Raw genomic sequence first — 26,373 nt, 5'->3', positions numbered from 1 at the left:
CACTCCCCTTTTTGGTAAATTACATTCTTTATAACAGAAGACAGTGACAAAAAAGTGACAAAAAAGTGTTTAGTTATGGTATTAATGAACCCATAGAGAGACAAACACGGATTTGGGTTTTTATATCCACTTGCTTTTGTAATAGAAAGGTGATTTAATGAATTATGCGATACTTAATTTTTGCATTCCTTTTATTTTGGACAGAGATAGCCTTTTCACAACCAAAACTTTATGAAAAAGGAAAGATAATTTCCAATCCATGAAATTAAAAGCCATTGTCTTTGATTGTGACGGAGTAATATTTGATTCAAAGGAAGCTAATAGGGCATATTATGACACTATACTTAAAATATTAGAACTGCCACCTATGACAGAAGAACAGCTCTATTATGCCCATACTCATACAGTATATGAGGTAATTGATTATTTAATTCCTGACCCAATTTTACGTAAAAAAGCTCATATTTTGAGGAAAAAAATAGATTACAGCCAATTTATTCCATATCTTAAACTAGAACCAAATGTGAAAGAAGTACTTGCTTTATTTAAAAAATCTTTTAAAATTGGTATGGCAACAAGCCGTGCTAATACAGTTTATCAGCTTTTAGATACATATAAACTGAGTAATTATTTTGACATCATTATCTCTGCCTTAGATGTAAAACAGGTAAAACCTCATCCTGAAGCACTTTATAAAATTATGACATATTTTTCTATTAAACCTGAAGAAATGATTTATGTAGGAGATGGAGATATAGATGCAGAAATGGCAAAAAGAGCTAAAGTAATATTTGTTGCCTATAAAAATAAAGGGCTTAATTCGGATTTTTATATAGATAATTTTTTAGAACTTTTGAAAATTGTAAAATAACATGCGTATATTACTTCACATTTGCTGTGCACCATGTGCAATTTATCCTATTAAATCTTTAAGAGAAAAAAATATTGAAGTATTTGGTTTTTGGTATAATCCAAATATTCATCCTTTTACTGAATATAAAAAAAGGCTTGAAACACTAAAGGACTATGCCCAAAAGATAAATTTAAGGATGATTTGGCGCGATAGATATGAATTGGAAGAATTTTTAAGAAGCATAGCATTTCGTGAAAGCTTTGGAATCCGTTGTAAATTTTGTTATTTTAAAAGATTGGAAGCCACTGCTCAAATTGCCAAACATGGCAAATTTGATGCCTTTACAACCACTTTGCTTTATAGCAAGTTTCAAAATCATGAGCTAATTTGTGAAATTGCTGAAAGTTTAGCTAAAAAATATAATACTAAATTTTATTATGAGGACTTTAGAGAAGGCTGGAAAGAAGGTATAGAAATATCTAAATCATTAAATATGTATCGGCAATCATATTGTGGTTGTATTTATAGTGAGAAAGAAAGATTTGCTAAAAAATTAATGGAGGAATAGCCATGCCTTTGCAAACAATGGGTAAATTTTTAATCTTTACTGGTATTATCATTATTATCTTTGGTCTTATCCTTATATTTGCTCCAAAAATTCCTTATTTAGGCAGATTACCTGGAGATATCATAATTCAAAGAAAAAACTTCACCTTTTATTTCCCTTTAGTCACATGCATAATTTTAAGTCTTGTTTTAACCATTATCCTTAATTTGATTTTTAGAAAATAATTTATGAAATTTTTCTATTTTCTTTTTCTCTTATTTCTTTTAGGATGCAGCAAAAAAGAAGCTATTTTAACCTTTGCAGTAGGAGGTGCTCCTAATGAAGTAGAATATTGGGAAAAACTTATAAAAGATTTTGAAAATAAAAACCAGATTGATGTTAAATTGTTAAGACAACCTAGCGATACAGACCTACGTAGACAAGGTTTAGTAATACCATTAAAGGCAAAGAAAAAAGATCCTGATGTCTTTCTCATGGATGTAGCATGGGTCGCCCAGTTTGCTGCCTCTGGTTGGCTTTTGCCTTTGGATTCTTACATCAAACAGGATAATTTTGATATAAATAATTTATTTATTCAGATAGTCAATCAAGTAGATGTTTATAAAGGAAAAATCATTGCTTTACCAGTTTATGTGGATTGTGGTCTTCTTTATTTCAGAAAAGATTTACTTAAAAAATACAATCTTTCTATACCCAAAACTTGGAAAGAACTTTTAAAATACGCAAAAAAGATACAAAAAGAAGAAAGAAAAAAGAATCCATATTTTTATGGTTTTGTATGGCAAGGAGCACAATATGAAGGTTTGATTTGTAATTTTATTGAATTTATTGCTTCAAATGGAGGAAAAATTTTGAATAAAAATATTACACTTGCTATTAAAGAAAATATTGAAGCATTGCAATTTATGAAGGATTTAATCCATAAACACAAAATTTCACCTCCAAATACATATACAGAAATGAAAGAAGAGGAAACAAGAATATATTTTGAAAAAGGCAATGCCTTATTTGAAAGAAATTGGCCATATGCATGGAAACTTCATAATAATTCTTCTTTAAAAGGGAAAATAGGGATTACAATTTTGCCAAAGTTTAAAAAACATGCAACTGCTCTTGGAGGATGGCATATTGGAATATCAAGATATTCTGATAGAAAAGAAGATGCATGGAAACTTTTAAATTTTATACTTTCTTATAATATCCAAAAAAGACTTGCATTAGATTTGGGTTGGAATCCCGCTAGAAAGGATATTTATGATGATCCTGAAATAAAAGAAAAGATGCCACATATTAAAATATTGAAAAAAGCTCTTATGCATGCAGTTGCTAGACCAAACATTCCCTATTACACTCAAATTTCTGAAATATTACAAAAATATATAAATGCAGCTATATCAAAAAATATAAAGCCAGAAAAAGCTTTAGAACGAGCTGAAAAAGAAATAAAAAAGATTGAAAAGGCTTATCATGAATAAAGAGAGCAAAGAAGCTTTTTCTTTTATCTCACCTCTTATTATCTTTATCTCAATATTTATGTTGCTTCCGCTCATTGGAACATTCTGGATAAGTTTTTGGAGAGATGTATCTTTTTTGCCTAAAAAATTTCTTGGAATTGAGAATTATATTAGACTTTTTAAAGACCCTCAATTTTTACAATCCTTGTATTTTACAACCTTATTTACCGTTTTTTCTGTAGCAATTGAAATGATTTTAGGAATAATTTTTGCTCTTGTGATAAATGAAAAAAAGGGCATTATAAGAGGAATTATTCTTCTCCCTTGGGTCATTCCAAGTGTAATTAGTGCTAGAATCTGGCAATTGATTTATCGTTATGATTATGGACTTGCCAATTTTTTATTAGAAAAAATATTTCATTTTTCTATAAATTGGTTTGGCAGTCCTTCAGGAGCATTTTTTTCACTTTTATTAGCAGATGTCTGGAGAACCACCCCTTTTGTTACTATTATTATCCTAGCAGGTCTACAAGCTATTCCAGAAGATTTGTATAAACAAGCAAAGATTGACGGTACAAATTTCTTTCAGAGATTCTTTAAAATAACAATACCTTTACTTAAACCAATTATTATTGTTGCCTTACTTTTTAGGACTATAGATGCCCTTAGAATATTTGATATTATTTATGTCATTACAGGTGGGGGACCTGCTGGTACAACAACATCTCTCTCAATCTATGCCTATAAATATTTTTTACTTGGTGATTTTAGTTATGGTGCAACTATATCTGTTATTTTGTTTTTTATAGCATTTTTTATTGCTATTTTTTACATAAAAATAGGTAAATTTAAAGCAATATTATGAAAGAAGAAAGATTAAAAAAAATTATATTATACTTTGGATTATTTTTTCTTTTAATCTTTTGCTTGATGCCTGTCTGTTGGATGATTGTTATTTCTTTAAGCAAGTCTCCTGATTTTTTAATAAATGGAAATTTTGTCCTTACAATAAAAAATTATTTAGATATTTTAAAAGTAAAAAATTTACATTTCCTTGATTATCTAAAAAATAGTTTAATTGTTTCTAGCATTACAGCAATATTTAGTACAATCATTGCTGCTCTTGCTGCTTATGCCATATCAAGATTAAATTTTCCAGGAAAGATTTTTATTATTTTATCTGTACTTGCTCTATCAATGCTCCCTCAAATTAGCATCATAGGCTATCTTTATGAATTTATGAGTGATATTGGATTGATAAACACATATAATGCTTTAATTTTTCCATATATTGCCTGGTGTCTTCCTTTAGGTTTATGGATGCTTTTAAGTTATTTTTCGCAAATTCCAGATGAAATTGATAAAGCTGCTCTAATTGATGGGGCAAATCGATTACAGATACTTTTTAAAATCATTTTACCTATTATTTTGCCAGGACTTTTAGCAACAATTTTACTTCTTTTTATATTTTCCTTTAATGAATTTCTTTTTGCTCTTATGTTAACAACAGATTACAGAGCAAGGACAATTCCAGTAGGTATTGCACTTTTTGAAGGACTTCATGGTGAAATACCTTGGGGTTATATTATGGCTGCTTCAGTTATTTCTTCAATTCCCGTAATATTAATTGCTCTATTTTTTCAAAAATATATCATTCAGGGATTAACAGGAGGGGCAGTTAAAGAATGATTTTTATAAAAATTAAAGAATTAAGTAAGGAATTTAAAACAATTCGTAAAAAAATTATAGCCTTAAATAATATTAATCTTGAAATAAAAAAGGGAGAATTTTTTGTTATACTTGGACCAAGTGGATGTGGTAAATCAACTTTGTTAAATGTTTTAGCAGGCTTAGAAAAACCAACTAAAGGTGAAATATGGTTTGGAGAAAAACTTGTTTGTTCTACTGAAAAAAGAATCTTCCTCTCTTCAAAAGAAAGAAATGTCTCTATGGTATTCCAATCCTATGCCCTTTATCCACATTTAAATGTATATGATAATATTGCCTTTCCTTTGAAAATAGCCAAAATTTCAAAAAAAATAATAAAAGAAAAGGTTATAGAAATGGCAAAAATGCTTGCAATTGATGATCTTTTAGAAGCAAAACCAAAGGAATTAAGTGGTGGACAAAGACAGAGGGTAGCCATAGCTAGGGCACTTGTAAGACATCCTTCTTTATTCCTTTTAGATGAACCACTTTCTAATCTTGATGCCCAATTAAGAATAAAAATGAGAGAAGAATTAAAAAATTTACAACAAAAACTTGGTATAACAACAATTTATGTTACACATGATCAAACAGAAGCAATGACTCTTGGTGACCGTTTGGCTATTCTTAAAAAAGGAAAAATACAACAAATTGGAAAACCTTTAGAGGTATATAAAAAACCAGCTAATATATTTGTTGCCAGTTTTATGGGAACACCTCCTATGAATTTGATAAAAACAGAAATATTTGAAGAATCAGGGAATTTTTATACTTTAATAGATAAAAATAAATTTAAAATCTACATTGATAAAAAAGAATTAAAAGAGAAGGAAATTATTTTGGGAATTAGACCAGAAGATATAAAAATTGTGGAAGAAAAAATAGAAAATAGTTTTGAAGAAGAGATAAAACATATTGAGCATTTAGGAACAGAAATAATTTTACATTTTAAAATTGGGGAAAATAAATTGCTTGTAAAATTAACAGAAGATAAAGGATTTAAAAAGGGAGAAAAAATTAGACTTTTTATAGATCCCAAAAAGATTTATATATTTAAGTCTGCTGAAATGACTTAGCATTTTTATCCTCTTCCCATTTTACTACCCGATTTCTACCAGCCTCTTTTGCCTGATAAAGAGCGTTATCTGCCCTTTGAATAAATTCAGTTACACTATTTACCCCAATAGCATCAGCCACACCTATACTTATTGTTAAATTTATATATCCATTTATTGGAAATGAATAATTCTCTATTGTTTTCCTCAATCTTTCTCCCAATTTTACTGCACTTTCTGCATCTGTTTCAGGAGCTAAAATAGCAAATTCCTCCCCACCATATCTACCAGCAATTTCAGACCTCCTCATATGTTGAGAAACAATTTTTCCTAATGTTCTTAGCACTCTATCACCAGCTAAGTGTCCATAAGTATCATTTATTTTTTTGAAATAATCTATATCTAAAAGCAAAAGAGAAATAGGTCTTTTATATCGCTTTGCCCTTTCCCATTCTGCTTCTAATCTTTCTAAAAAATAACGCCGATTATAAAGACCTGTAAGTTCATCAGTTATAGATTTAAGCCTTATTTTTTCATAAAGATAAGCATTTTCAAGAATAATAGAGGCATGTTCAAGAATAAGATTTAAGATTTCCTTTTCACTCTGTCCTAATTTTGCTACTGCTTCACCATAAAAGAAAAATAAAGTATAAATACCTCCCTCTGAAGAAAAGAGAGCAAAATAAGTATTTTGAGAATCTTTTATTTCTTCTGAACCTGATTCAAATACAGTAATTTCTGGATCAGGAAAATCCATATCCTTTTCTTTTTCAAGAAAATCTTTACAGTGTTTACTTATCTTTTGAACCATTTCTTCAGAAATTTTACTTTTTGTTAAAATAAAAAAACGGCTTTTCTCTCGTTCAGCCAAAAAAAGGGCTGCTATTTCATAAGGTAATAGCTCTTCAACATGTTTAAATACTCCTTTTACAGCAGCTGAAATTTCAGGGATTTTCTTTCCCAATTCAGTAATACGATTAATAATAGTAGCCTCATAAAGCTTACGATCCAAAAGATCATTTGTTTTAATTAAAATATCTAAATAACTAGGTCTTTCAAGAGAAATCCCTGTATGAGAAATAGTTGGTCTTTTTTTCAAAAGTAATTCTATTGTTTTTAAAAGCTTATCATGTTCTTCTTCTTTAACTAAATAAGCATCTGCCCCTGTTTGCAATCCCCAAAAACGGTCTATTGGCTTATCTTTTGATGTGAAAATAATAATAGGAATATGTTTTGTTTGTTCTTCAAATTTTAATAATCTTGCCACTTGATAACCATTCATTTTGGGCATCATGACATCTAACAATATAATATCTGGATTTTCAGTATAGGTAAGCTCAATAGCTGTCAACCCATCTTGAGCTGTAATAACTTCATAGCCTTCAGATTGAAGCAGTGCAGAAAGCATAGCTAAAACAAAAGGGCTATCATCTACTAATAAAACTTTTGCTTTTGCCATCTTTCCTCCATTATGATTTTAATAATTTCTTCAGGCAACATTTTATCAGTATCAATAGATATATCGGCTATATTTTCATAAATGGGCAATCGCTCTTTTAAAATTTGATTTATTTCTGCATCAAGTGATTTACCAGTAAGGCTTGGTCTTTGTGAAGTGGTTTTTTTATCTTGATACAAACGTTTTAAAATGGTCTCTGGTTTAGCCTTAAGCCAAATAAAAATTCCATTTTTTTTAAGACATTCTACATTCTCTGCATCTAATATTGCCCCTCCTCCCAAAGCCAAAACAATATCTTCTTTTTCAGCTAATTCTTTTATAATCATCTTTTCTCTTTTTCTAAAACCAGACCAACCTTCTTCTTTTACAATCTCAGCAATTGTCTTACCAGCCCTTTTTTCAATTAAAATGTCAGTATCAATAAATGGTTTATTTAATTTTTGAGCTAAAAGTTTACCAATCGTTGTTTTGCCAGTAGCACGAAAGCCAATAAGAATGATATTTTTAGACATCTTTTTTCTCTACTTCTTTTAAAAGTGCTTGCCACACTTCTTGAGAAAAACTATAAGCATGTTCTATATCTGGAAAAATACCTTTTTCTACCTCCTGCTTATAATTCATAATTGCTTCTTTTATTTGAAGGGCAAGATTTGCATAAACTTTAACAAATTTTGGTGTAAATTTTTCAAAAAGCCCTAATAAATCGTGAATAACTAATACCTGCCCATCACAATAAGGTCCAGCTCCAATACCAATAGTAATAATAGAAAGTTTTTCTGTAATCAATTTAGCTAATTGATATGGAATACACTCAAGCACAACACCAAAAGCACCTGCTTCTTCAAGTGCTAAGGCATCTTCTATTAAACGAATGGCTGATTCCACATCTGTACCTTGAACACGATAACCTCCTAGTTTTGAAAGACTTTGTGGTGTAAGACCAATATGGGCTAAAACGGGAATACCTGCATCTACAATGGCTTTTATTTTGTCAACTACTTCTTTTCCACCCTCTAGTTTTACAGCATCACAACCAGCTTTCATAAATCTACCTGCATTTTTCACTGCCTCTTTTATAGAGGCTTGATAAGACATAAATGGCAAATCACCGATTAAAAATGCCCTTTTCACTCCTCTTTTTACAGCCTTTATATGATGAAGCATCTCTGTCATAGTTACGGGTAAAGTATTTTCATATCCAAGTACTACCATACCTAAAGAATCACCAACTAAAATAGTATCTATTCCCACTTCATCTACCAATCGAGCTAAAGGATAATCATAAGCAGTAAGCATAGTAATCTTTTCTTTCTTTTCTTTTTTTGTCTTTAAATCTAAAAGAGTTATCTTTTTCATATCTTCCTTTTATTCTGACTTTTCTTTTATGTCAACTTGTATTAATTAAATTTTTTTGCTAAAAAACTCATCAAAAATGGAGGTAAAAAATGGAGATAATTTCTTTAAATACAACAAAAAGAACACAATTTATTGATATTACTAATAAAGTAGCTGAAGTAATTAGACGAATTGGAATAAAAAATGGCTTATGTATTGTTTATGTCCCACACACTACAGCAGGAGTAACAATCAATGAAAATGCTGATCCAAGTGTAGCAGAAGACATTTTAAATATTTTAAATCAGATTGTTCCTTGGCAAGCAAATTATAAACATTTAGAAGGCAATTCACCTGCACATATAAAAGCCAGTATTATTGGTTCTTCTGTTTTAGTAATCATTGAAAATGGTCATTTAGTATTGGGCACATGGCAAGGTATATTCTTTGCTGAATTTGATGGCCCACGTTCACGTAAAGTCTTTGTTAAATGCATTGAAGGTTAATTTATGTTAAGATTTTTTTTAGTTTTTATTTGGATAGCTATAATTAGCTTTTTCTTTTATCCTCTTGCCTTAATTACAAGTCTTATCCCCTATACAAAACACATACCACACATTTTAGCCCGTTATTGGGCAAAAACCATACTTTGGGTAAGTGGAGTAAAAGTAAAAATCTTAGGATTAGAAAATATTGATTTAAAAAGACCTTATGTCTTTGCTGCTAATCATCAAAGTCAATATGACATTTTTACATTATTAGCTCATCTTCCTATCCAATTTAAATGGATGGCAAAAAAGAGCCTTTTTTATATTCCTTTAGTAGGATGGGGAATGAAGGCTTGTGGATATATTCCAGTAGAAAGAGAAAATCCAAAAGCAGCTTATCAAGCAATTTTAAAAGCTTTAGAAATTATAAAACAAGGTTTTTCAATCATTATCTTTCCAGAAGGTACAAGAAGTCTTGATGGAAATATTAGGTCTTTTAAAAGTGGTGGTTTTGTGTTAGCATTACGAGCTAAAGTACCTATTGTACCAGTTAGTATTATTGGCACATTTTCTATTCTACCTAAATCAGGTCGTCGGATTAGACCAGGAAATGTGACGATTATAATTGATAGACCAATTGATGTTTCTAAATATGCAGAAAAAGAAAAAAATAAATTAGCTAATTTAGTTAGAGAAATAGTGGTTAAAAATTATGAAAGATATAAAACTAAATAAATTGCCTGTTCATGTAGCCATTATTATGGATGGTAATGGACGCTGGGCAAAAAGGAGAGGACTTCCACGTATAGTTGGTCATCAAGAAGGGGCAAAAAGGGCAAGAGAAATAGTAGAAACAGCTAGAGAATTAGGCATAAAAATACTTACACTTTATACTTTTTCTTATGAAAATTGGCAAAGACCTCAAGAAGAAGTAAAATTTTTAATGCATTTGCTTGAAGATTATTTAAAAGAGGAACGGAAAAATCTAATTAAAGAAGATATACGTCTTCAGGCTATCGGTGATTTAAGTCTCCTTCCTAAAACTACTTATGAAACTTTACAAAGTGTTATAAAAGATACTATACATTGTCAAAGTATGATCTTCAATTTGGCTATAAGTTATGGAGGTAGACAGGAAATAATTTATGCTGTACGTAATTTGATAGAAAAAATAAAACAGAATAAAATAAAAATAGAGGATATAAATATAGATTTATTTAGCAAATTTCTTTGGACAAAAGGCTTGCCTGACCCTGACCTTATTATACGCACTGGAGGAGAGATAAGAATAAGCAATTTTTTACTTTGGCAATGTGCTTATGCTGAATTTTATTTTACCCCAATTTTATGGCCAGATTTTCATAAAGCAGAATTTATTGAAGCCTTAAAGGATTATCAGAATAGAGAACGTCGCTTTGGGAAAATCTCTGAACAATTAAAAAATGGAAAAGGCTCATAAGCAGCGTATTCTTACTGCTGTCATTACTTTACCTTTAATTATTTGGCTAATAGTTTTTTCACCATTTTTTCTTTTTTTTATATTTATTTTTTTTGTAGGCTTTATAGCATCTCTTGAACAAGTTAATTTATGGCATCTTCCAAATAAAAATTTTTCTTTTTTTTATACCCTTCTTAGTTTGATTGTTCTTTTAGGATTTGCCTTTTCTTCTCCTATATTAAGTTTACTTATGGCTTTTTTTATTCTTACTATTTATTTTATTTGGACTTATGGTCATAAATCTGAAATTTCATCATTTTTTACAATAGGAATATTCTCAATTATATATCCCAATTTACTTTTAGGACATGCTTTTTCTTTTTTAACACTTCCTCAAGGTAGAAAATTCCTCCTTTGGATACTTTTTATTGTCTTTGCTGCTGATACTGGAGCATTTTATATGGGGCGTAAATTTGGAAAGCATAAAATTTATCCAGCTGTTAGTCCTAAAAAATCTTGGGAAGGGCTTATAGGATGTATTGGTAGTGCTTTTATTTTAGGAATAATTGCCTCTTTTTTTCTGCCTTTAAATACTTTAAAAATTCTGTTTTTAAGCTTTATTATTGCTATTTTTGAGCAAATTGGAGATTTTTTTGAATCCGCACTTAAACGCCAAGCTGGTTGTAAGGATAGTGGAAAAATTTTACCTGGACATGGTGGAATGCTTGACAGAATTGATGGAGTTTTGTTTGCTTTACCAGTAAGCTATTATTTCTTATCATGGTGGCTCAAATGAAAAATTTAGTTATTTTAGGTTCTACAGGTTCTATTGGTCGGCAGACTTTAGAAGTAGTTTCTATATTTCCTAAAAAGTTTAAAATTGTTGGATTAGCAGCTGGCAAAAATATCAGTTTATTAAAAGAACAAATTGAAAGATTTCAGCCAGAAGTAGTCTGTGTTATTAATAAAGAATATGCTCAGGCATTAAAAGAGGCACTTTTAACAAAAACAAAAATCCTTTGGGGAGAAGAGGGTTATCAAGAGATAGCAAGTTATCCAAATGCTGATTTAGTAGTCTCAGCAATGGTAGGTATAAATGGCTTAAAACCAACTTTAGCTGCCTTAAAAGCTAAAAAAACTGTAGCCCTAGCAAATAAAGAAGCTTTGGTAACTGGTGGAAATATTATTAAAAAAAGCATAAAATATGAAAATCAATTATTACCTATAGATAGTGAACACAGTGCTATATTTCAGCTTCTTTTAGAAAGAGATAAAAAAACATTAAAACGCATTATTTTAACTGCCTCTGGTGGGCCTTTTTGGCAAAAGGATTTTTCTTTATTAAAAGATGTTACACCAGAACAAGCTATAAATCATCCACGCTGGACTATGGGAGCAAAGATAAGTGTTGATTCAGCTACCTTAATGAACAAAGGATTGGAAGTAATTGAAGCTATGTGGCTATTTGATTTAGATTTAGAAAAAATAGGAATTGTTATTCATCCTCAAAGCATTATTCATTCATTAGTAGAATTTCATGATGGTGTAATATTTGCACAATTAAGCCAGCCTGATATGCGAATTCCTATTGCCTATGCCTTAAATTTTCCAGAAAGATTTCCTTTGCCTTTTACCCCACTTGATTTAACTAATTTAACCCTCTCATTTTTTCCTTTTGATTTAGAAAAATTTCGTTGTTTAAAACTTGCTCTTATTGCAGCTAAAATCGGAAAAAGTATGCCTATTGTGCTCAATGCTGCAAATGAAATAGCAGTAGAGGCATTTTTGAAAAAAAAGATAAAATTTCTTGAAATTCCAGAATTAATTGAAACTGTAATGAATGCTCATATACCAACAACAGTAAAAGAAATAGAGGAAATATTTATAGTAGACCAATGGGCTAGAAAAAAAGCAAAGGAATGGATCAATAGAAAATCATCTTAATGAGAATTTTGAGTAAATTCATTTATAAGCTTTTGCACAAGTTTAATAGCAGGTTTAAGATAAAATTTTTCTGCATCATCAGAACGACCTTTTGTCCTAGCTTTCCCCAACCAAATTTGTTTTTTTAATCTAACATCATAAAGGGCTAAATCTATGGTCACTATATGATATGTATAAAGTTGAGCTCCTCTCGTTCTCAATACAGGCAATTGCCAGTAATAGCTTTTTATTCTCCCATATCTATCATAGACATTTGCGATCATAAATTCATAACTTACATAAGTAGAAGGAGGAATAAATTTTCTTTCCTGCTCTGTGGGTTCTAAAGTTATTACTAAGTGAAAATCAATAGAATTTTTAGCCAGATAGTCTTTTAAAAACTCCTTGAAATTTTTTTTATTTTTATGCTTAACATCTAATGTATATACATTATATCCTGCTTTTAATAACTCTACTTTAACAGCATTTGCAATATTAGAAACCAAAACCTCATTACCTTTTGTCTGCCAATTGTCATAATTTACTATAGTAATTAATATATTTTTTTTGGCTTTATTAAACAGATAAGAAGAATCTTTAAAACAGGCAATCTTAGTACGTGGCCCACATCCTAAAAGCCATAAAATAATGAGAAAATAGATAACAAATCTCACTATAAAAATTTATCACAATTATACAGAAAAAACAAGCATCCCAAAGCAATTTTAAAAATCACTCACAAATCTAAAGTAAAGAGCTATTTTGCCCAAAGCCCAAATGTCTTCTTTTAACAAAAAATCAATGGCGGATTTTGGGAAAAATTCTTGACTTTATAATGGCTGTGATGGTATAAGAACCTTTAAAAATCACTTAATTAGGAGGCATTTTATGAGGAAGAGCATTATTGTAGCAAGTTTAACTCTTTGTCTAATGTTATTTCTAACTAGCTTTAGTTTGGCAATTGAAGTGACTGCTATAGGAGAAGGACATACTCGCCAGGAAGCTATTAATAATGGTATTAGAGTAGCAATTGAAAAAGCGCTTGGGACATATATAAAATCCCAAACAGAAATCGGTCAAGGAAGGTTAATCTATGATAGGATAGTTTCAGCCAGTGCAGGTTATGTAAGAAATTATAAGGTCTTGGCAGAGGGGAAAGACCCCATTACTGATACATATAAAGTAAAACTTTCAGTGCTTATTGATGATTATAAATTGAAAAATGCATTAGAAGAATTTAGAAAAGATCCTCGTTTTAAAAGGGCATTTCAGGAGACACAGTTTGAGGAAAGGCGAGTAGTAGTAATTTATATGCCGCGAACAGGTCTTGATTTACCAGAAAATTCAAAGGCAGTACAAACAGTTATTGATTTAATTGAAGATAAATTGGCTGAATATGGTTTTCGTGTATTTTTGCCTAGTGAGCTTAGGCGGATTAGAGGAAGGGCAGCGGAGATGATTATAGATGAGGAGACAGCTATTGAAGTTGCTCGTCAAGAGGCTGGAGATGCAGTAGTATTAGTAAGTTTTGATGCAGGTATGAGACCTACCTCTGATGGATATTATCTTGTTATGGCTACACTTAGTCTTAAAGCCTATGATGTTACTACTGGTGAATTGTTTGCCAATGTTCAGGATAGAAACAAAACTATTACTCGTGGTGGGGATTATGGAATTCAAGATGGTGTAGCAAGAATTGCTCTTAAAGTAGGACCTCGCTGTGTGGATAATCTTGTAAGAAAGATAGTTGATCGCTTTAGTACTATGAGAGCTAAGTTTGTTGTACTTATATTCAGAAATGTTTCTCCAAATGATCAAGATAGGATTGAAAATCTTTTAGATGAAATTGGTTGGAGATATAGGATTGCTCGTCAAACAGGTAATTATATAGAAATAGAGGTTTTTAGTGAAGCAGATCCTACTTCTGTAAGACGTGTTATGAAAAAGAAATTAAAAGCAGCAGGACTTTCTTTTATACCAGCAGAGATGGCTGGAAGTAGAGTAATTTTTGATGGAAATTATACAGGCTATTAATTGGAGGGTAAATATGAGAAGGATTGCTTTAGTAATAGGTTTGATTTTTATCCTTTCATGTGCTGCAGTAGGACCTACTATAAAGATTGCAGAGTATTATCAGACTCCGCAAGATATACAAAAGGCAGAAATTATGCCTCCTAAATATGTGCTTCAGAAGAAAAAACCACGGATTGTGGTTTTGGAAATGGGAGATTACTCAGGCAAGGGTTGCAGATTGGGACATGTTGCTACTGAATTAATGCATAATGTGGTTGCTAAAACCGGAACATTTGAAGTAGTGGAGCGTTCACGTGCTAATCAATTAGCAAGGGAACTTGGTTATCAAGAGGAGCATGGAGTTGATTGGGAAAAAATAGAAGAGAGATATTTTAGTTTAGGTAAGGATATTGATTATGCTATTGTAGGTGCAGTAAATGAAGTTTTAGTTAGTCAGAATCAAAAACCAGGCTATTATACTAAGGAAGGCATATATATTCCTCCTGAATGTAGTGTAAGGGCAGAGGTTACTTTAAATTTTAGAGTAATAGATTTTTCTACTGGCCGTGTTGTTAAAAGTTTTAGTGTAAAGGGAAGTGAGACAGATATTGCACGTCAAAATTGCCGTTTTAGTTGTGGATTAGCACAAAAAGCACTTTCACAAGCAATTAATAGATATGTTCCTGTCCATTTAATAGAGGCTATTCCTATCTATGGCTATATTCGTAAAATCATGACACATTCTTCTGGGGCAAAAAAAATAGCCTATATTACTTTAGGTAGGGCTGATGGAATTGTACCTGGCGATGAAGTAGAAATTATTGAGCACCTTATAGAGATAGATCCTGTAACCAATCGTCAAATAGATTCTTATATACAGATAGGTAAAGGAAAAGTCGTTCAAGAAGGGCTTACAGATAATGAGGCTATAATCCTTGTTACAGATAAAAATGTTATGAGTCGTCTTAAAATAGGTCAAATGGTTAGACTTACAGCTGCTCAGGCTAAGAAAAAAGCTCAACAAGAAGAAGTAAAAGATGTACTTAAAGATTTTTGGAAATCTATTACAAGATAAGGGGGTAAAAAATGGTTAAGAAAATAGGGATAGTATGGTTAATTTTGTTTTTGATTGTTGCTTGTGCAAAGCTTAAGCCAGTGCCTATTTCTATTGAAGATAATCCACCCCATCATTATCTACAAGGGATGGAGGCAATTGAAAGAGGTGATTTAGATGAAGCAGAAAGGCGGTTTGATCGTGCTCTTTATCTTGATAAAGATTATAGTCCTGCTTTAGCAGGTAAAGCTTTGGTCTTAGCAATTAAGGCTGGTAAACAAGGTGAGAAAGAACATATGGCTATAGATATGAAAAAAGCGATTGATTTTCTTAAAAAAGCAAGAAAGAAAGCTAATGGTGATAGTCAAAAATTCATTTATCATGTAACAGCTATCCGTGTTTATACAGAAGGGCATCCAAAGGATTGGTTAGGAGAAGCTAAAGATCATTATGAATATGCCCTTAAACTTAAAAAAGTAAATGAGGCAGATTTACCTTATTATCAAACTACTTCTGCAATGCATTATTTTATGGGAATAGCTTATTATCGTGCCTATGAATTTCGCAAAGCAGAAGAGACTTTAGCAAAGGTAATTTCTAGTAAACCTGGTAAATGGCATGATAAGGCAGATAATTTGTATAAAAAAGTTCAAAAGATTGTTAGGGCATGTGGTCAATATACATTAACCGATGTAGCCAAAAAGATTGCTGTAAAAGAGCAGGTAACAAGAGGTGATGTAGCTGCTCTTTTGATAGATGAGCTTCATTTAGACCGCTTTTTAGCAGGTCGTATTCCTGTAAAATCCAAATTACCAAAAGCAGATTTTATTCCAGCTGATGCTTTAGGTCATCCATTTGAAAATGAGATTGTTACAGTAATTAAATGGAATGTAAGAGGTTTACAAGCAAAATATGATTCAACTACACAAGCATATTTATTTAAACCGCAAGAGCCAATTAAACGTAAGGAATTGGCTTTTATCCTTGAAGATTTGTTGATTAAACTGACTGGTGATGAAAATTTAGCTACAGCTTATTTTGGTACAGAAAAATCACCTTTTCCTGATGTGCCTGTAAATGTAGCCTGGTTTAATGCAGTGATGAATGTAACTACAAGAGGGCTTATGGAGCCAGAGCTTTCAGGTGAATTCAGACCAGATGATTATGTAGATGGGGCAGAGTTGATTTTGGCATTAATGAAATTGAGAAATGTCATGAATATATATTAGGAGGGGGAAAATGAAGAAAATTTTTGGTCTTTTAGCGGGTATTCTAGTTTGTTTAATGGTTATTCAGGTTTTTGCTCAGCAAGGTTGGCAATCAGTAACTGACCCTGTAAAGGTCTTTAGCGAAGGGTATATTCAAGTAATTGGGACTTCTGAAGAAGGGCAGAGTCGTTATCGGGCAATTAGAGCAGCAACAGTAGTAGCTCAGAGAGATTTGCTTGAGGTTTTGCAAGGACTTAGTCTTTATGGCACTACTACAGTAAGAGATGGTATGTTGCAAAGTGATGTCATTCGTACAACAGTAGAAGGTTTCTTAAAAGGTGCTGTTAAATGCGGTGAAAAATATGATCCTAATCGGGGTTATGCTGAAGTTTGTTTAAGACTTTATATTAGAGGGAAAGGGGGTCTTTATGATATCATTTTGCCTTTGATGAGAGATGAAAAACTTTTGCCTCCTCCTGCTCCTTCTTATCAACCAAAGTTGATTCCTGAAGCGGAGAAATCAGTTGTTCCTGAAACACCTGAAGTTGCAAAACCTTCAGAGATTACCCACCCACATGATGGTCTTATTGTGGATGTAAGAGAATATAATTTTAGACCAGCCTTAATTAATCGTATACTTACGGATAAAAATGAAATAATTTTTGACCCTTCAAAGATTGTCAGTTCTGTTTTGGTAGAAAGGGGTTGTGGTGGTTTTACAAATGATGAGGCTAAAGCAAAGGCATTGCTTCAGACTTGGGGTTCTAATAATCCAATGGTTGTAAAGGCAAAAGGTGTAATAAAGATGACAGATGTAAAAGTAGGTTCTGATGATGCAGCAGCTATATTTACACATAATCAAAAGACCAATTTCCTTGCTCAGGCAAAAGTAGTATTTGTATTAAAATAAAAATAAAGGGGCGATTTTCGCCCCTTTTTTAAAAATATGATTCGTAGATTTCTTTTTCTCTATTTTTTAATCTTTCTATTTGTTTCTTTCTCTGCTGTTTCTTCAAAGGAATTTAAAATAAAAACTTTATTAAATATTCCTGAGTTGCAATTTAAAGGAGAATTCAATTTTCATCTTATTTCTACTAAGCCTTTGATTTGGGAGATTGAAAGCCCTTTATGTGAAATAGAAACAAGTAGTTTATTAATTTATTTGCAAAAAATTGGATATTTACCAAAAGAATTTAATTTATCAGTTAAAGGCAAAGCTATTTTAAAACAGATTTTTCTTAAAGCAGAAAACAATAATTATCTTTTGAATATAAAAGAAAGTATTTTCCCATCTTTATATAGTCTTTATCCTATTGCTATTAAGGACATTCAAATTAATATTATTGGAAATAATATTAATTGGAAAATAGGAATCTTAAATTTAGGTTCATCTTTATTTACTAATTTAACAGGTAATTATATTAAAACAAACATAAATGTAAATTGTGAAAAGATTATTTTGGATTTGGCTTCAATTTCTAAAGCATTTTTTAATTTTAATCCTCAGTATAAAAAGAAAATTTTAGATGAATTAAATTTTTATAAGGATTTAGAGCTAAAAGGAGAAATATTATTGACAAATCTAAATATCAATTTGATTCAAGAAGAAAATAAATTTCTTTTAAATACCTCTAAAGCAAATATAAAGACAATCAAGCCTTTAAATATCTTTCTCTTACCTAATTTGCCAAAAGCTTTACCTTCAAATTTTGTTATTTCTATACCAGAAATGACATTTTTGTGGCAGAATAAAATTGCATCAATAAAATCAAACAATATAGGAATAAATGCTTCTAATTTTATATACACTTTAAATGATGAATTTATTAATCTCAATGGAGGCATAGTTTTTCAAGACATTCAGACAAATTTTTCTAAAAATAAATATTTTGCTAAATTTAATTTTAAAGCCAAACCAATAAATATTGCTTGGCGTAAAAAGATATTTAATATTGAAAAATTAAATGGCTATATTTCTTATTCACCTGAAAAAATAGAAATATCAAATCTAGAAAGCAATATAGCTGTTCCACCAAAAGGATTTATAAAATTAAAAACAGATTTTGATTGGCCACTTTCATTTAAACCAGCACAGATAGATCTTTTGGTTAAAGATATTGATTTTTCATCTATTTTTTTAAAAGAAATAGATTTAAAAAAACTTCCTGATAAAGAGCTGATTGCTCATTACAATTTGGGAATAACAAATTTGCTCATAAATGGTAAATCTCGTCTTGATCAAAGAGAAAATAAAATAATTGTTATTTCACCTTTAGTTAAATTAAAAGAAAAAAAGAAAAAAACAGTTTCTTCAAAAGTTGAATCTAAACCAAAACCATTTGATTTTTCTTGGAGTAAAAAAGTTTCAAAAATATCACCACAATGGCATTTAGAATTTGACCAAATTGTATATGAAGATTATCCTCCTATTGAATCTCTAAAAATAGATGCTATGTTTGATTCAAATAATCAATTGGCTCTTAATACAAGATTTTGTAATGTAAATTTAAATCTTGGATGTGAATTTACTGATAATTTCCTCAATTGCTTTAGCGAAGCAAAGGTTAGTTCTGTGAATTTAGAACATCTTTTAGGATGTTTTATTCATGAAGCACCTATTTATGTTACAGGAAAAACAGGTTTCCAATTAACTATAAGTGCGCAAGGGAAGACAGATAAAGAATTTATAGACAATGCTAAAATAGATGGGTTATTAAATATTGAAGCAGGTCAAATTATGAAACTTTCTAATTTACATAAATCATTAGGATTTATTTTAGATATTATGAGAATAATCAAGTTAAATCCTGCCAAACTTGAAGATACTTTACCTTTTGATAATGTTATTTGTGTAATTAAAGGTACACCAAAAATTATTAATTTTAAAAATATACGCTTTATCTCACCTTTGATGCGTTTCTTTGCTGAAGGAAGTTTTAATGTGGATAAAAAAATTTTTTCTTTGAAAGGTAAAGTAGAAAAAGGTATTTTTAAGAAAAATTTTTTTATTCAAAAAAATTTAAAGGAATGAGCTATGGTAAAAAGAGGAATTTTTATCTTTATCTTAATTTTATTGCCTATTATTGCTTTAGCTCAAGAAGATACACTTTCTGCAGAAAGATTAGCACAATGGAACATTAATTATGCTAGTTATTTGATAGATGTAGGTAAATATTTAGAAGCACTTGATGCATATAACACAGCCTATGAAGTAACAACCTATCGTCAAACAAAACTAAGGGCTCTTTTATATAAAGCAAATTTACTAGCTACTTTTTTAGATGCCGAAGAAGAGGCATTAAATATTTATGAGAAGATCATAAAAGAATATCCTGAAGGGGAAGAGATTGCCCTTTATCGTAAAGGGCTTTTACTTTTTGAGACAAGGAGATTTAAAGATGCTGTAATGACATTAGAATTATATCTTAAAAAATATCCTCAAGGGCGATTTAGATTTCAAACAGAGGTGCTTTTAGAAAAAGCAAAAAAAGCCATTGCTCCACCAATACCAAAGATAAAAAGACCAGAAGTAAGAGTATTGATTCACCGTAAAGCAAAAGAAGTAAAAATAAGAGGTAAAAATTTATCTATTAATAATCATCCCTTTTTAAAAAATGAAATTATATGTTATTTAAAAAATGGAAAAATATATATTAAAAACACAAACTTTTTTTCAAAATCTATAAATATTAATGCTGAAACTCCATTAGAAGTAATAGTTAAAGGAAAAAGGAAAAAATTAAGAGGACGAATTTTTATTAAAATAAAAGAAAATAATTTAATGGTTTTAAACATTGTTGATATAGAAAGTTATTTATTAAGTGTTGTACCATCTGAATCTTGGTCTTCATGGCCGTTAGAGACATTAAAGGCACAAGCAGTGGCAGCTCGAACATATGCCCTTTATCAAGTACTTCACCGCAAAAACTGGGATTATGATTTAGTGGATTATGAAGGGGATCAAGCATATGGAGGAGTAGATAGGGAAACAGATAGGACTACACAAGCAGTAAGAGAGACAGAGGGTCTTGTTTTAGTGGAGAAAGGAAGGCCTATTTTGGCTATGTATACTGCTAATAGTGGAGGTTATACTGCTTCAGCAAAAAGCATATTTAAATTATATAAATCTTACCTTATTGCTCATCCTGATCCACCTAGTCTTAAAGGGAAAATGGCTTATTGGGAAAAGGAATTCAAAGTAGATCAAGTGGAAAATGCATTGAGAAGGATTGGTTTGAAAATAAAGGGACTAAGAGATATTGTTCCAGTAGAAAAAGGCCCTTCAGGGAGGATCATAAAAATAAAAATTATTGCTGATAAAGGTAATGGCATCTTTCGCACTCGTACTACTTTAAGAAGGGCTTTAAAGTTACCAGAAATTCTTTTTTCTATTAAAAAATTTGGTAATACATTTATTTTTGAAGGACATGGTTGGGGTCATGGTGTAGGTTATTCTCAATGGGGTGCTGCAGAATTGGGTAAAGAAGGGAAATCATTTAAAGAAATTCTTCTTTTTTATTATCCTAATACCTTATTAAAAAAGTTATGGTAAATTATTCTTCTAATGTATTTTTTACAATTTTAAGTAATTCAGATAATGAATATGGTTTTTGAATATATCTATATCCTTGAATAACTTCCCAATCTATTTTTTCATTACTATAGCCACTTGCAAATACAATTTTAATTTTTGGTTTTAATCTAAAACATCTTTCTGCTAGTTCAAGTCCATTTCCATCTGGTAATACAACATCACTAAAAATAAGAGCAAAATTTTTTCTATTTTTTTCAAAAATATCAAATGCCTCTTTCGCATTTCTTGCAGTAAAAACTATATAGCCATTTTCAGAAAGTCCTTTTTTAGCAAATTCTCTTACAGATTCATCATCCTCTACTAACAAAATCCATTCACCCTTCCCCTTTAAAGAGCTTAATGAAGTTATAGTTTTTTCTTCTTCTATTGGACCTATAAAAACTGCTGGTAAATATATTTTGAAAGTTGTTCCTTTTCCTTTTAAGGTTTCTACTTCAATCCATCCCTCATGTTGCTTGACAATACCATAGACTACTGCTAGTCCCAATCCTGTGCCTATTCCAGGCTCCTTAGTAGTAAAGAAAGGTTCAAAAATATGTGCTAATGTGTTTTTATCCATTCCAATCCCTTGATCTTTAACAGAAAGGCAAATGAAATTTCCAATCCTAGCTTCAGTATGAGTTTTTACATATTCTTTATCTATATGAACATTTTCAGTTTTTATCAAAATTTCTCCTCCTTTTGGCATTGCATCTCTTGCATTAACAACCAAATTCATAATTACTTGTTCAATACTTCCGGCATCTGCCTTAACAGTCCAAAGTGAATCTGCAAGTTCAGTCTTTAAAGTAATATCTTCACCTATAAGACGGTTTAACATTTTCATCATATCTTTAATTATTGTATTTATACAAATTGGTCTTAACTCCATGGGTTGTTTACGACTGAAAAGAAGCAATTGGCGCGTTAAATTGGCTGCCCGCATAGCATTTCGTTGAATCTCTTTTATATGATAATAAACAGGATGATCCTCTTTGAGTTTAATTAAAGCAAGTTCTGCAAATCCTTGAATACTTGTAAGCAGATTATTAAAATCATGAGCTATTCCTCCTGCTAACCTTCCTATAGCTTCCATCTTTTGAGCTTGAATAAGTTGTTCTTGTGTAGCTTTTAGCTCTTCATAAGCCTTTTGAGTTTCTTTAAATAATCTGGCGTTCTCAAGTGTAGTTGAAACATAGCCTACAAATGTATCAGCCAAAGCACGTTGTTCTGGTGAAAATGCATCTATTTGTTTTGAAAGAAAAATATATACACCAAAAAGATGTTCACGATATACAAGAGGTACAATATAAGCTGAACCATTTTCTAAAAATTCTAAGCTAGGCTCTTTGCTTATATTTGGTACATAAATAGATCTTCTTGTAGAGGCTACAAGTCCAAGTAATCCTGCCCTTGGTTCTACAGGAAGTGGTTGCATTTCTTTTAAATGATTTATTACTTTATCGGGAATACCTATTCCAGCAAGTAATTCAAGACTATTTTCATTTTCTTTATACCAAAATAAAGCCCCCATTTCAGCACCAGTAGTTTCACAGGCAGAAACCAATATTTGTTCAGCTAATTGTTTTTCATGACTAACTTGTGTAAAATTGAATGTTACTTTAGCAAGAGCTTCCATATTTTCAGCTCGTCTTGTTGCTTCTTCATATAAACGGGCATTTTGTACAGATATAGCTGCCTGTCCAGCCATAGTAACAAAAAAATCCAAATCTTCATGAGAGAATTTTTTAGGTTCTACAGTGAATAAATGAAGTACACCAATAGCTTTGTCCTGAACAACTAAAGGCACTCCTACATAAGAAGAAAGATTATATTTTCGCGCAATATCTCGGTGGTTTTGTACACGTGGATCAGATTTAATATCATAAATGATTACAGGTTTCTTCTCAATACCTAATTGGGCTAATAGACTTTCTGATAGACGAAATGCCTCTCCTTCTATATTTACATCACCAGGTAAATGTAATCGTGCTAATATAGTTCGTTTTCTCTCCCAATCAATTAAACTTATTCCTACAGCATCAACCCAAATATGAGGGCTGACTTTACGTAAGACAATTTCAATTATTCCTTCCATAGAAAGATTAGCTGAAATGGCACTATCAATCTCCCTTAATGTAGTTAAACGGGCAAGCCTTTCTTGTGCTATGCGATATAAATTTGCCTGTTCTAACATTAAAGTGAATCTATTTGCTAATGCAGAAAGAATATTGATTTGTTCCTTTAAAAATGCCTCAGGTTTTTCAGAGGCAAGGATAAGAATACCAAAGAAACCTTGTTCTGACCTAAGAGGAACGGTTGCCCAGCTTTTTACTCTTTCTTTTTTAAGTGCCACTTCAAGCTTTGAAGAGGGATCAGGTATATTATTCCATCCCACAGTAATTTCATTAAGTGAAGTAACATCCTCAATAGCTAAATCACCTGCCCAGGCTGTGAAAACTTCAGAAAAGCCAAATTGTTTTCGTATAACCAAACGATCATTTTCCTTAATACTTACTCCAGCCTTTTCTGCTCCTGTGAGATTCATAAGTTCTTTAAGTCCAATTTCAAGCCTTTTGTCTAAATCAAGGGTACGGAGCATAGCATCTATAACTCGCTCATAGGCAGCTAATTCTTTCATTTGTTGTTCAAGCATGGATTCTTTAACACGTCCATGATTTTCAAGCCCTTTTATTTTCAAATGTAATGCTTCTTCAGCTTCTTTCCTTAATGTAATATCTTGCCCTTGCCCAATTGTAGCTATTAAAGTTTCGCCATCTGAAGCATAGACTTTAGCAAAATTCCATAAAAGAATACGTTCTTTTCCATTTTTGCATAAAATGGGAATTTCTATTCCATCTTCATACTGATTTTTTAAAGCATGTTCAATTTTTTTAAGAGATTTGTCTTTAGCATTTTGACCAAATAAAATTGTAAATGGTTTACCTATTACTTCATCGGTTTGATAACCAGTGAGACGTTCAAAGGCAGTATTAAAAAGAGTTATTTTCCCATCTTTATCCCAAACCACAATAGGAGCATTAGCACAATGTATTAAATTATTTAAATAGTCTTGTGTTTCTTTTAATTTTTTTTCTGAATGTAATGCATTTTCTCTTAAAAGACCTACTATTAATCCTATAGTAACAAACATAACAAACCTAATAGCATCTGATAGAAATGGAGTGTTTAAATTAGAAAAGAAATGAAAAACCATTAATAAAATACCTAAACATACACCTATCCAAATACCTTTTCTTCCCCACCAAAATGCGGCTAACACTATAGGTATATAAAAAATATGGGAAAAAATAAAATCAGTATGTGATAAAAAATAAAAATAATAGGTTATACCTCCACATAGAAGTAGGAGGATAGTTAAGATTATTTTTTTGTACATATACCCCCCTTATTTTTGGATTTAGTGTTTCATTGGTACAAAAAGTACATCAGTGATATATTGTTTTATAATTTTACCCTTTTTTTTATGCAAGACTAATAATTTTTGTGCCCATCCCTCTCCTACTGGAATGACCATGCGTCCCCCTTCTTTTAATTGTTCAATTAAAGGTTGAGGTATCTTTTCAGGGCTACATGTGACAATGATTCCATCAAAAGGAGCTGCTTCAGGCCATCCAAAATATCCATCTCCGCATCTTACAAATACATTTTTATAACCAAGTATTTTTAGTCTTTTTTCTGCTAATTTTGCCAATTCAGGTATAATTTCAATAGTATATACTTTATCTACTAATTCTGCTAAAATAGCTGCTTGATATCCACTGCCTGTACCAATTTCAAGTATTTTGTCTGTTGGTTTTGGGCAAAGTAGTTCTGTCATCAATGCTACAATATAAGGTTGAGAGATAGTTTGACCATGTCCTATAGGTAATGGACGATCTTCATAAGCAAATTTTTGCAAAAAAGGAGGTAAAAATTTATGCCTTTCAACTTTTTCCATAACTTTTAGAATTCTTTTATTTTTTATTCCCCTAGCCTTAATTTGTTTTTCCACCATTTCTTTTCGTAACTTTGCAAAATCATTATTTTGAGCAGAACAAAAAGAAGATAAAAAAATGAGAATAAATAGCAAAAATATTCTCCAATAAAGCATTAATACTAATATGGCTGTGACAAAATGATATGTCAAGCGTTTACAAAAATATACCTTTATTCTATTCTAAATATATTATGCGAAAAACAAGACCAATTTTTTTAGGAAAAATGCAAATAGGTGGAGGTGCTCCTATAAGGGTGCAATCTATGACAACCACTCATCCAATAGATATAGAAAAGACATTAAGGCAGATTAAAAAACTTGAGGAAGTAGGATGTGAGATAATTCGTATTGCCGTGCCTGATAAAAAGGCAGTAGAGGCTATACCTTTAATAAAAAAACAAATTAATATTCCCCTTATTGCAGATATTCATTTTGATTATAAATTAGCTATAGAATCTATAAAAAAGGGAGCAGATGGTATTAGAATTAATCCTGGTAATATTGGAGGAGAAAAAAAATTAAAAAAAGTTATAGATATAGCCAAAGAATATCAAGTAGCTGTGCGTATTGGGGTTAATAGTGGTTCTTTAGAAAAGGATATTTTAAAGAAATATAAAAGCCCTACCCCAGAGGCTATGGTTGCAAGTGCTTTAAGAAGCATTTCTTTTTTAGAAAAATGGGGATTTTATAATTTTAAAGTTTCTCTTAAATCCTCAAATGTGCTTCATACTATTTCTGCTTATCGATTGTTAGCAGAAAAAGTAGACTATCCATTTCATATTGGTGTAACAGAAGCAGGACCTCCTTTGCGCAGTGCTGTCAAATCAGCTATTGCTTTAGGTATCCTTTTAATGGAAGGTATTGGAGAAACTATTAGGGTTTCTGTAACTGGTGATCCAGTAATTGAAGTCCAGATTGCTTATGAAATTTTACGTAGTTTGGGTTTAAGAAAATATGGGATTGACTTAATCAGTTGTCCTACCTGTGGAAGGTGTGAGATTGATTTAATAAGTCTTGTTTCTGAAGTAGAAAGACAACTTTCTTGGGTGAAAGAACCTATTAAAGTGGCAGTAATGGGTTGTGTTGTCAATGGGCCTGGTGAGGCAAAAGAGGCAGATATTGGCATTGCTGGAGGAAAAGGTGTAGGTATTCTTTTTAAAAAAGGTAAAGTGATTAAAAAAATAAAAGAAGAATTATTGATAACAACATTAGTGGATGAGATCAAAAAGATGTTGAAGCATTAAG

General features: G+C 31.0%; 25 protein-coding genes. 19 read left to right on the top strand and 6 right to left on the bottom strand.

The features are described 5' to 3' along the window. Window positions 1-259: 259 nt before the first annotated feature. The 7 genes from LWW95_02685 to LWW95_02655 are packed head-to-tail and all read left to right on the top strand — an operon-like array spanning window position 260 to window position 5,658. The gene (locus LWW95_02685) at window positions 260-871 is read left to right on the top strand and encodes an HAD family hydrolase (protein MDL1955949.1); all 612 of its coding nucleotides are present in this window, start codon (window positions 260-262) and stop codon (window positions 869-871) included. A gap of 1 nt (window position 872) precedes the next feature. Beyond that, entirely contained in the window at window positions 873-1,421 is a 549-nt protein-coding gene (locus LWW95_02680; GenBank protein ID MDL1955948.1) for an epoxyqueuosine reductase QueH, read from the top strand. Window positions 1,422-1,423: 2 nt separating this feature from the next. Beyond that, entirely contained in the window at window positions 1,424-1,645 is a 222-nt protein-coding gene (locus LWW95_02675; protein ID MDL1955947.1) for a DUF2905 domain-containing protein, read from the top strand. Between the two features lie 3 nt (window positions 1,646-1,648). Then, window positions 1,649-2,896 (top strand): ABC transporter substrate-binding protein, encoded by a 1,248-nt coding sequence (locus LWW95_02670; GenBank protein ID MDL1955946.1) that lies wholly within the window; start codon window positions 1,649-1,651, stop codon window positions 2,894-2,896. Then, the gene (locus LWW95_02665; GenBank protein ID MDL1955945.1) at window positions 2,889-3,740 is read left to right on the top strand and encodes a sugar ABC transporter permease; all 852 of its coding nucleotides are present in this window, start codon (window positions 2,889-2,891) and stop codon (window positions 3,738-3,740) included. The genes LWW95_02670 and LWW95_02665 overlap by 8 nt, the downstream gene beginning before the upstream one ends. After that, window positions 3,737-4,564 carry a carbohydrate ABC transporter permease gene (locus LWW95_02660; protein ID MDL1955944.1) on the top strand — a complete coding sequence of 276 codons (828 nt, stop codon included), beginning with the start codon at window positions 3,737-3,739 and terminating at the stop codon, window positions 4,562-4,564. The genes LWW95_02665 and LWW95_02660 overlap by 4 nt, the downstream gene beginning before the upstream one ends. Beyond that, entirely contained in the window at window positions 4,561-5,658 is a 1,098-nt protein-coding gene (locus LWW95_02655) for an ABC transporter ATP-binding protein (protein MDL1955943.1), read from the top strand. The genes LWW95_02660 and LWW95_02655 overlap by 4 nt, the downstream gene beginning before the upstream one ends. Here LWW95_02655 and LWW95_02650 read toward each other — a convergent pair. The 3 genes from LWW95_02650 to panB are packed head-to-tail and all read right to left on the bottom strand — an operon-like array spanning window position 5,636 to window position 8,452. Continuing rightward, entirely contained in the window at window positions 5,636-7,096 is a 1,461-nt protein-coding gene (locus LWW95_02650; GenBank protein ID MDL1955942.1) for a diguanylate cyclase, read from the bottom strand. The genes LWW95_02655 and LWW95_02650 overlap by 23 nt on opposite strands. Next, window positions 7,072-7,608, bottom strand: coding sequence for a shikimate kinase AroL (aroL, locus tag LWW95_02645; protein ID MDL1955941.1), 537 nt, complete (start codon window positions 7,606-7,608; stop codon window positions 7,072-7,074). Before aroL ends, LWW95_02650 begins: the two co-directional genes overlap by 25 nt. After that, entirely contained in the window at window positions 7,601-8,452 is an 852-nt protein-coding gene (panB, locus tag LWW95_02640) for a 3-methyl-2-oxobutanoate hydroxymethyltransferase (protein MDL1955940.1), read from the bottom strand. The genes aroL and panB overlap by 8 nt, the downstream gene beginning before the upstream one ends. An 89-nt stretch (window positions 8,453-8,541) precedes the next feature. On the opposite strand from panB, the gene LWW95_02635 reads away from it, so the two are divergent. From LWW95_02635 to LWW95_02615, 5 genes are read left to right on the top strand one after another with little or no spacing between them, the layout of a single operon-like run. Beyond that, complete coding sequence (locus tag LWW95_02635; protein ID MDL1955939.1) at window positions 8,542-8,937, top strand: secondary thiamine-phosphate synthase enzyme YjbQ; 396 nt, start codon at window positions 8,542-8,544, stop codon at window positions 8,935-8,937. Window positions 8,938-8,940: 3 nt separating this feature from the next. Continuing rightward, window positions 8,941-9,654 carry a 1-acyl-sn-glycerol-3-phosphate acyltransferase gene (locus LWW95_02630; GenBank protein MDL1955938.1) on the top strand — a complete coding sequence of 238 codons (714 nt, stop codon included), beginning with the start codon at window positions 8,941-8,943 and terminating at the stop codon, window positions 9,652-9,654. Further along, window positions 9,632-10,378 carry an isoprenyl transferase gene (locus LWW95_02625; GenBank protein MDL1955937.1) on the top strand — a complete coding sequence of 249 codons (747 nt, stop codon included), beginning with the start codon at window positions 9,632-9,634 and terminating at the stop codon, window positions 10,376-10,378. The genes LWW95_02630 and LWW95_02625 overlap by 23 nt, the downstream gene beginning before the upstream one ends. Beyond that, window positions 10,362-11,153, top strand: a complete 792-nt coding sequence (locus LWW95_02620; protein MDL1955936.1) for a phosphatidate cytidylyltransferase — start codon at window positions 10,362-10,364, stop codon at window positions 11,151-11,153. Before LWW95_02625 ends, LWW95_02620 begins: the two co-directional genes overlap by 17 nt. After that, a complete protein-coding gene (locus LWW95_02615; GenBank protein ID MDL1955935.1) occupies window positions 11,150-12,301 on the top strand; it encodes a 1-deoxy-D-xylulose-5-phosphate reductoisomerase in 1,152 nt (383 codons plus the stop codon). Before LWW95_02620 ends, LWW95_02615 begins: the two co-directional genes overlap by 4 nt. Here the strand turns inward: LWW95_02615 and LWW95_02610 are convergent. Continuing rightward, a complete protein-coding gene (locus tag LWW95_02610) occupies window positions 12,298-12,954 on the bottom strand; it encodes a hypothetical protein (GenBank protein ID MDL1955934.1) in 657 nt (218 codons plus the stop codon). The two genes, LWW95_02615 and LWW95_02610, sit on opposite strands and share 4 nt — an antisense overlap. Window positions 12,955-13,168: 214 nt before the next feature. On the opposite strand from LWW95_02610, the gene LWW95_02605 reads away from it, so the two are divergent. Genes LWW95_02605 through LWW95_02580 form a run of 6 tightly spaced genes read left to right on the top strand, consistent with a single transcriptional unit; the run spans window position 13,169 to window position 21,107 of the window. Further along, a complete protein-coding gene (locus LWW95_02605) occupies window positions 13,169-14,314 on the top strand; it encodes a hypothetical protein (GenBank protein MDL1955933.1) in 1,146 nt (381 codons plus the stop codon). A 13-nt stretch (window positions 14,315-14,327) separates the two neighbouring features. Then, complete coding sequence (locus LWW95_02600) at window positions 14,328-15,368, top strand: CsgG/HfaB family protein (protein MDL1955932.1); 1,041 nt, start codon at window positions 14,328-14,330, stop codon at window positions 15,366-15,368. 11 nt (window positions 15,369-15,379) lie between these two features. Next, a complete protein-coding gene (locus LWW95_02595; GenBank protein ID MDL1955931.1) occupies window positions 15,380-16,576 on the top strand; it encodes an S-layer homology domain-containing protein in 1,197 nt (398 codons plus the stop codon). 10 nt (window positions 16,577-16,586) lie between these two features. Beyond that, complete coding sequence (locus LWW95_02590) at window positions 16,587-17,465, top strand: hypothetical protein (GenBank protein ID MDL1955930.1); 879 nt, start codon at window positions 16,587-16,589, stop codon at window positions 17,463-17,465. 36 nt (window positions 17,466-17,501) lie between these two features. Next, window positions 17,502-19,586: a hypothetical protein gene (locus LWW95_02585; protein ID MDL1955929.1), complete on the top strand. Its 2,085-nt coding sequence runs from the start codon at window positions 17,502-17,504 to the stop codon at window positions 19,584-19,586. A gap of 3 nt (window positions 19,587-19,589) precedes the next feature. Continuing rightward, window positions 19,590-21,107, top strand: a complete 1,518-nt coding sequence (locus LWW95_02580) for a SpoIID/LytB domain-containing protein (GenBank protein ID MDL1955928.1) — start codon at window positions 19,590-19,592, stop codon at window positions 21,105-21,107. A gap of 1 nt (window position 21,108) precedes the next feature. Here the strand turns inward: LWW95_02580 and LWW95_02575 are convergent, their stop codons facing one another. Together LWW95_02575 and LWW95_02570 are read right to left on the bottom strand one after the other, a co-directional pair. Continuing rightward, a complete protein-coding gene (locus LWW95_02575; GenBank protein MDL1955927.1) occupies window positions 21,109-24,411 on the bottom strand; it encodes a GAF domain-containing protein in 3,303 nt (1,100 codons plus the stop codon). A gap of 138 nt (window positions 24,412-24,549) precedes the next feature. Continuing rightward, window positions 24,550-25,242 (bottom strand): protein-L-isoaspartate(D-aspartate) O-methyltransferase, encoded by a 693-nt coding sequence (locus LWW95_02570; protein MDL1955926.1) that lies wholly within the window; start codon window positions 25,240-25,242, stop codon window positions 24,550-24,552. A 77-nt stretch (window positions 25,243-25,319) separates the two neighbouring features. Between LWW95_02570 and ispG the strand changes: the two genes are divergently transcribed. Beyond that, on the top strand, window positions 25,320-26,372 hold the full coding sequence (gene ispG / locus LWW95_02565; GenBank protein ID MDL1955925.1) for a flavodoxin-dependent (E)-4-hydroxy-3-methylbut-2-enyl-diphosphate synthase: 1,053 nt from the start codon (window positions 25,320-25,322) through the stop codon (window positions 26,370-26,372). Window position 26,373 lies beyond the last annotated feature (1 nt).

The organism is Candidatus Desulfofervidus auxilii (assembly GCA_030262725.1).
Lineage (GTDB): Bacteria > Desulfobacterota > Desulfofervidia > Desulfofervidales > Desulfofervidaceae > JAJSZS01.
The sequence above is the reverse complement of the archived record's forward strand: the minus strand, read 5'-3'. Positions and strand labels throughout refer to the sequence as shown.

What these genes read in the sequence shown, in the direction of transcription:
- LWW95_02580 (MDL1955928.1), top strand. Translation starts at nt 19,590, where the DNA reads ATGGTAAAAAGAGGAATTTTTATCTTTATCTTAATTTTATTGCCTATT.
- LWW95_02655 (MDL1955943.1), top strand. Translation starts at nt 4,561, where the DNA reads ATGATTTTTATAAAAATTAAAGAATTAAGTAAGGAATTTAAAACAATT.
- LWW95_02650 (MDL1955942.1), bottom strand. Translation starts at nt 7,096, where the DNA reads ATGGCAAAAGCAAAAGTTTTATTAGTAGATGATAGCCCTTTTGTTTTA.
- LWW95_02630 (MDL1955938.1), top strand. Translation starts at nt 8,941, where the DNA reads ATGTTAAGATTTTTTTTAGTTTTTATTTGGATAGCTATAATTAGCTTT.
- LWW95_02680 (MDL1955948.1), top strand. Translation starts at nt 873, where the DNA reads ATGCGTATATTACTTCACATTTGCTGTGCACCATGTGCAATTTATCCT.
- LWW95_02670 (MDL1955946.1), top strand. Translation starts at nt 1,649, where the DNA reads ATGAAATTTTTCTATTTTCTTTTTCTCTTATTTCTTTTAGGATGCAGC.
- LWW95_02665 (MDL1955945.1), top strand. Translation starts at nt 2,889, where the DNA reads ATGAATAAAGAGAGCAAAGAAGCTTTTTCTTTTATCTCACCTCTTATT.
- LWW95_02585 (MDL1955929.1), top strand. Translation starts at nt 17,502, where the DNA reads ATGATTCGTAGATTTCTTTTTCTCTATTTTTTAATCTTTCTATTTGTT.
- LWW95_02635 (MDL1955939.1), top strand. Translation starts at nt 8,542, where the DNA reads ATGGAGATAATTTCTTTAAATACAACAAAAAGAACACAATTTATTGAT.
- aroL (MDL1955941.1), bottom strand. Translation starts at nt 7,608, where the DNA reads ATGTCTAAAAATATCATTCTTATTGGCTTTCGTGCTACTGGCAAAACA.
- LWW95_02595 (MDL1955931.1), top strand. Translation starts at nt 15,380, where the DNA reads ATGGTTAAGAAAATAGGGATAGTATGGTTAATTTTGTTTTTGATTGTT.
- panB (MDL1955940.1), bottom strand. Translation starts at nt 8,452, where the DNA reads ATGAAAAAGATAACTCTTTTAGATTTAAAGACAAAAAAAGAAAAGAAA.
- LWW95_02675 (MDL1955947.1), top strand. Translation starts at nt 1,424, where the DNA reads ATGCCTTTGCAAACAATGGGTAAATTTTTAATCTTTACTGGTATTATC.
- LWW95_02615 (MDL1955935.1), top strand. Translation starts at nt 11,150, where the DNA reads ATGAAAAATTTAGTTATTTTAGGTTCTACAGGTTCTATTGGTCGGCAG.
- LWW95_02685 (MDL1955949.1), top strand. Translation starts at nt 260, where the DNA reads ATGAAATTAAAAGCCATTGTCTTTGATTGTGACGGAGTAATATTTGAT.
- LWW95_02600 (MDL1955932.1), top strand. Translation starts at nt 14,328, where the DNA reads ATGAGAAGGATTGCTTTAGTAATAGGTTTGATTTTTATCCTTTCATGT.
- LWW95_02660 (MDL1955944.1), top strand. Translation starts at nt 3,737, where the DNA reads ATGAAAGAAGAAAGATTAAAAAAAATTATATTATACTTTGGATTATTT.
- LWW95_02620 (MDL1955936.1), top strand. Translation starts at nt 10,362, where the DNA reads ATGGAAAAGGCTCATAAGCAGCGTATTCTTACTGCTGTCATTACTTTA.
- LWW95_02590 (MDL1955930.1), top strand. Translation starts at nt 16,587, where the DNA reads ATGAAGAAAATTTTTGGTCTTTTAGCGGGTATTCTAGTTTGTTTAATG.
- LWW95_02570 (MDL1955926.1), bottom strand. Translation starts at nt 25,242, where the DNA reads ATGCTTTATTGGAGAATATTTTTGCTATTTATTCTCATTTTTTTATCT.
- ispG (MDL1955925.1), top strand. Translation starts at nt 25,320, where the DNA reads ATGCGAAAAACAAGACCAATTTTTTTAGGAAAAATGCAAATAGGTGGA.
- LWW95_02625 (MDL1955937.1), top strand. Translation starts at nt 9,632, where the DNA reads ATGAAAGATATAAAACTAAATAAATTGCCTGTTCATGTAGCCATTATT.
- LWW95_02605 (MDL1955933.1), top strand. Translation starts at nt 13,169, where the DNA reads ATGAGGAAGAGCATTATTGTAGCAAGTTTAACTCTTTGTCTAATGTTA.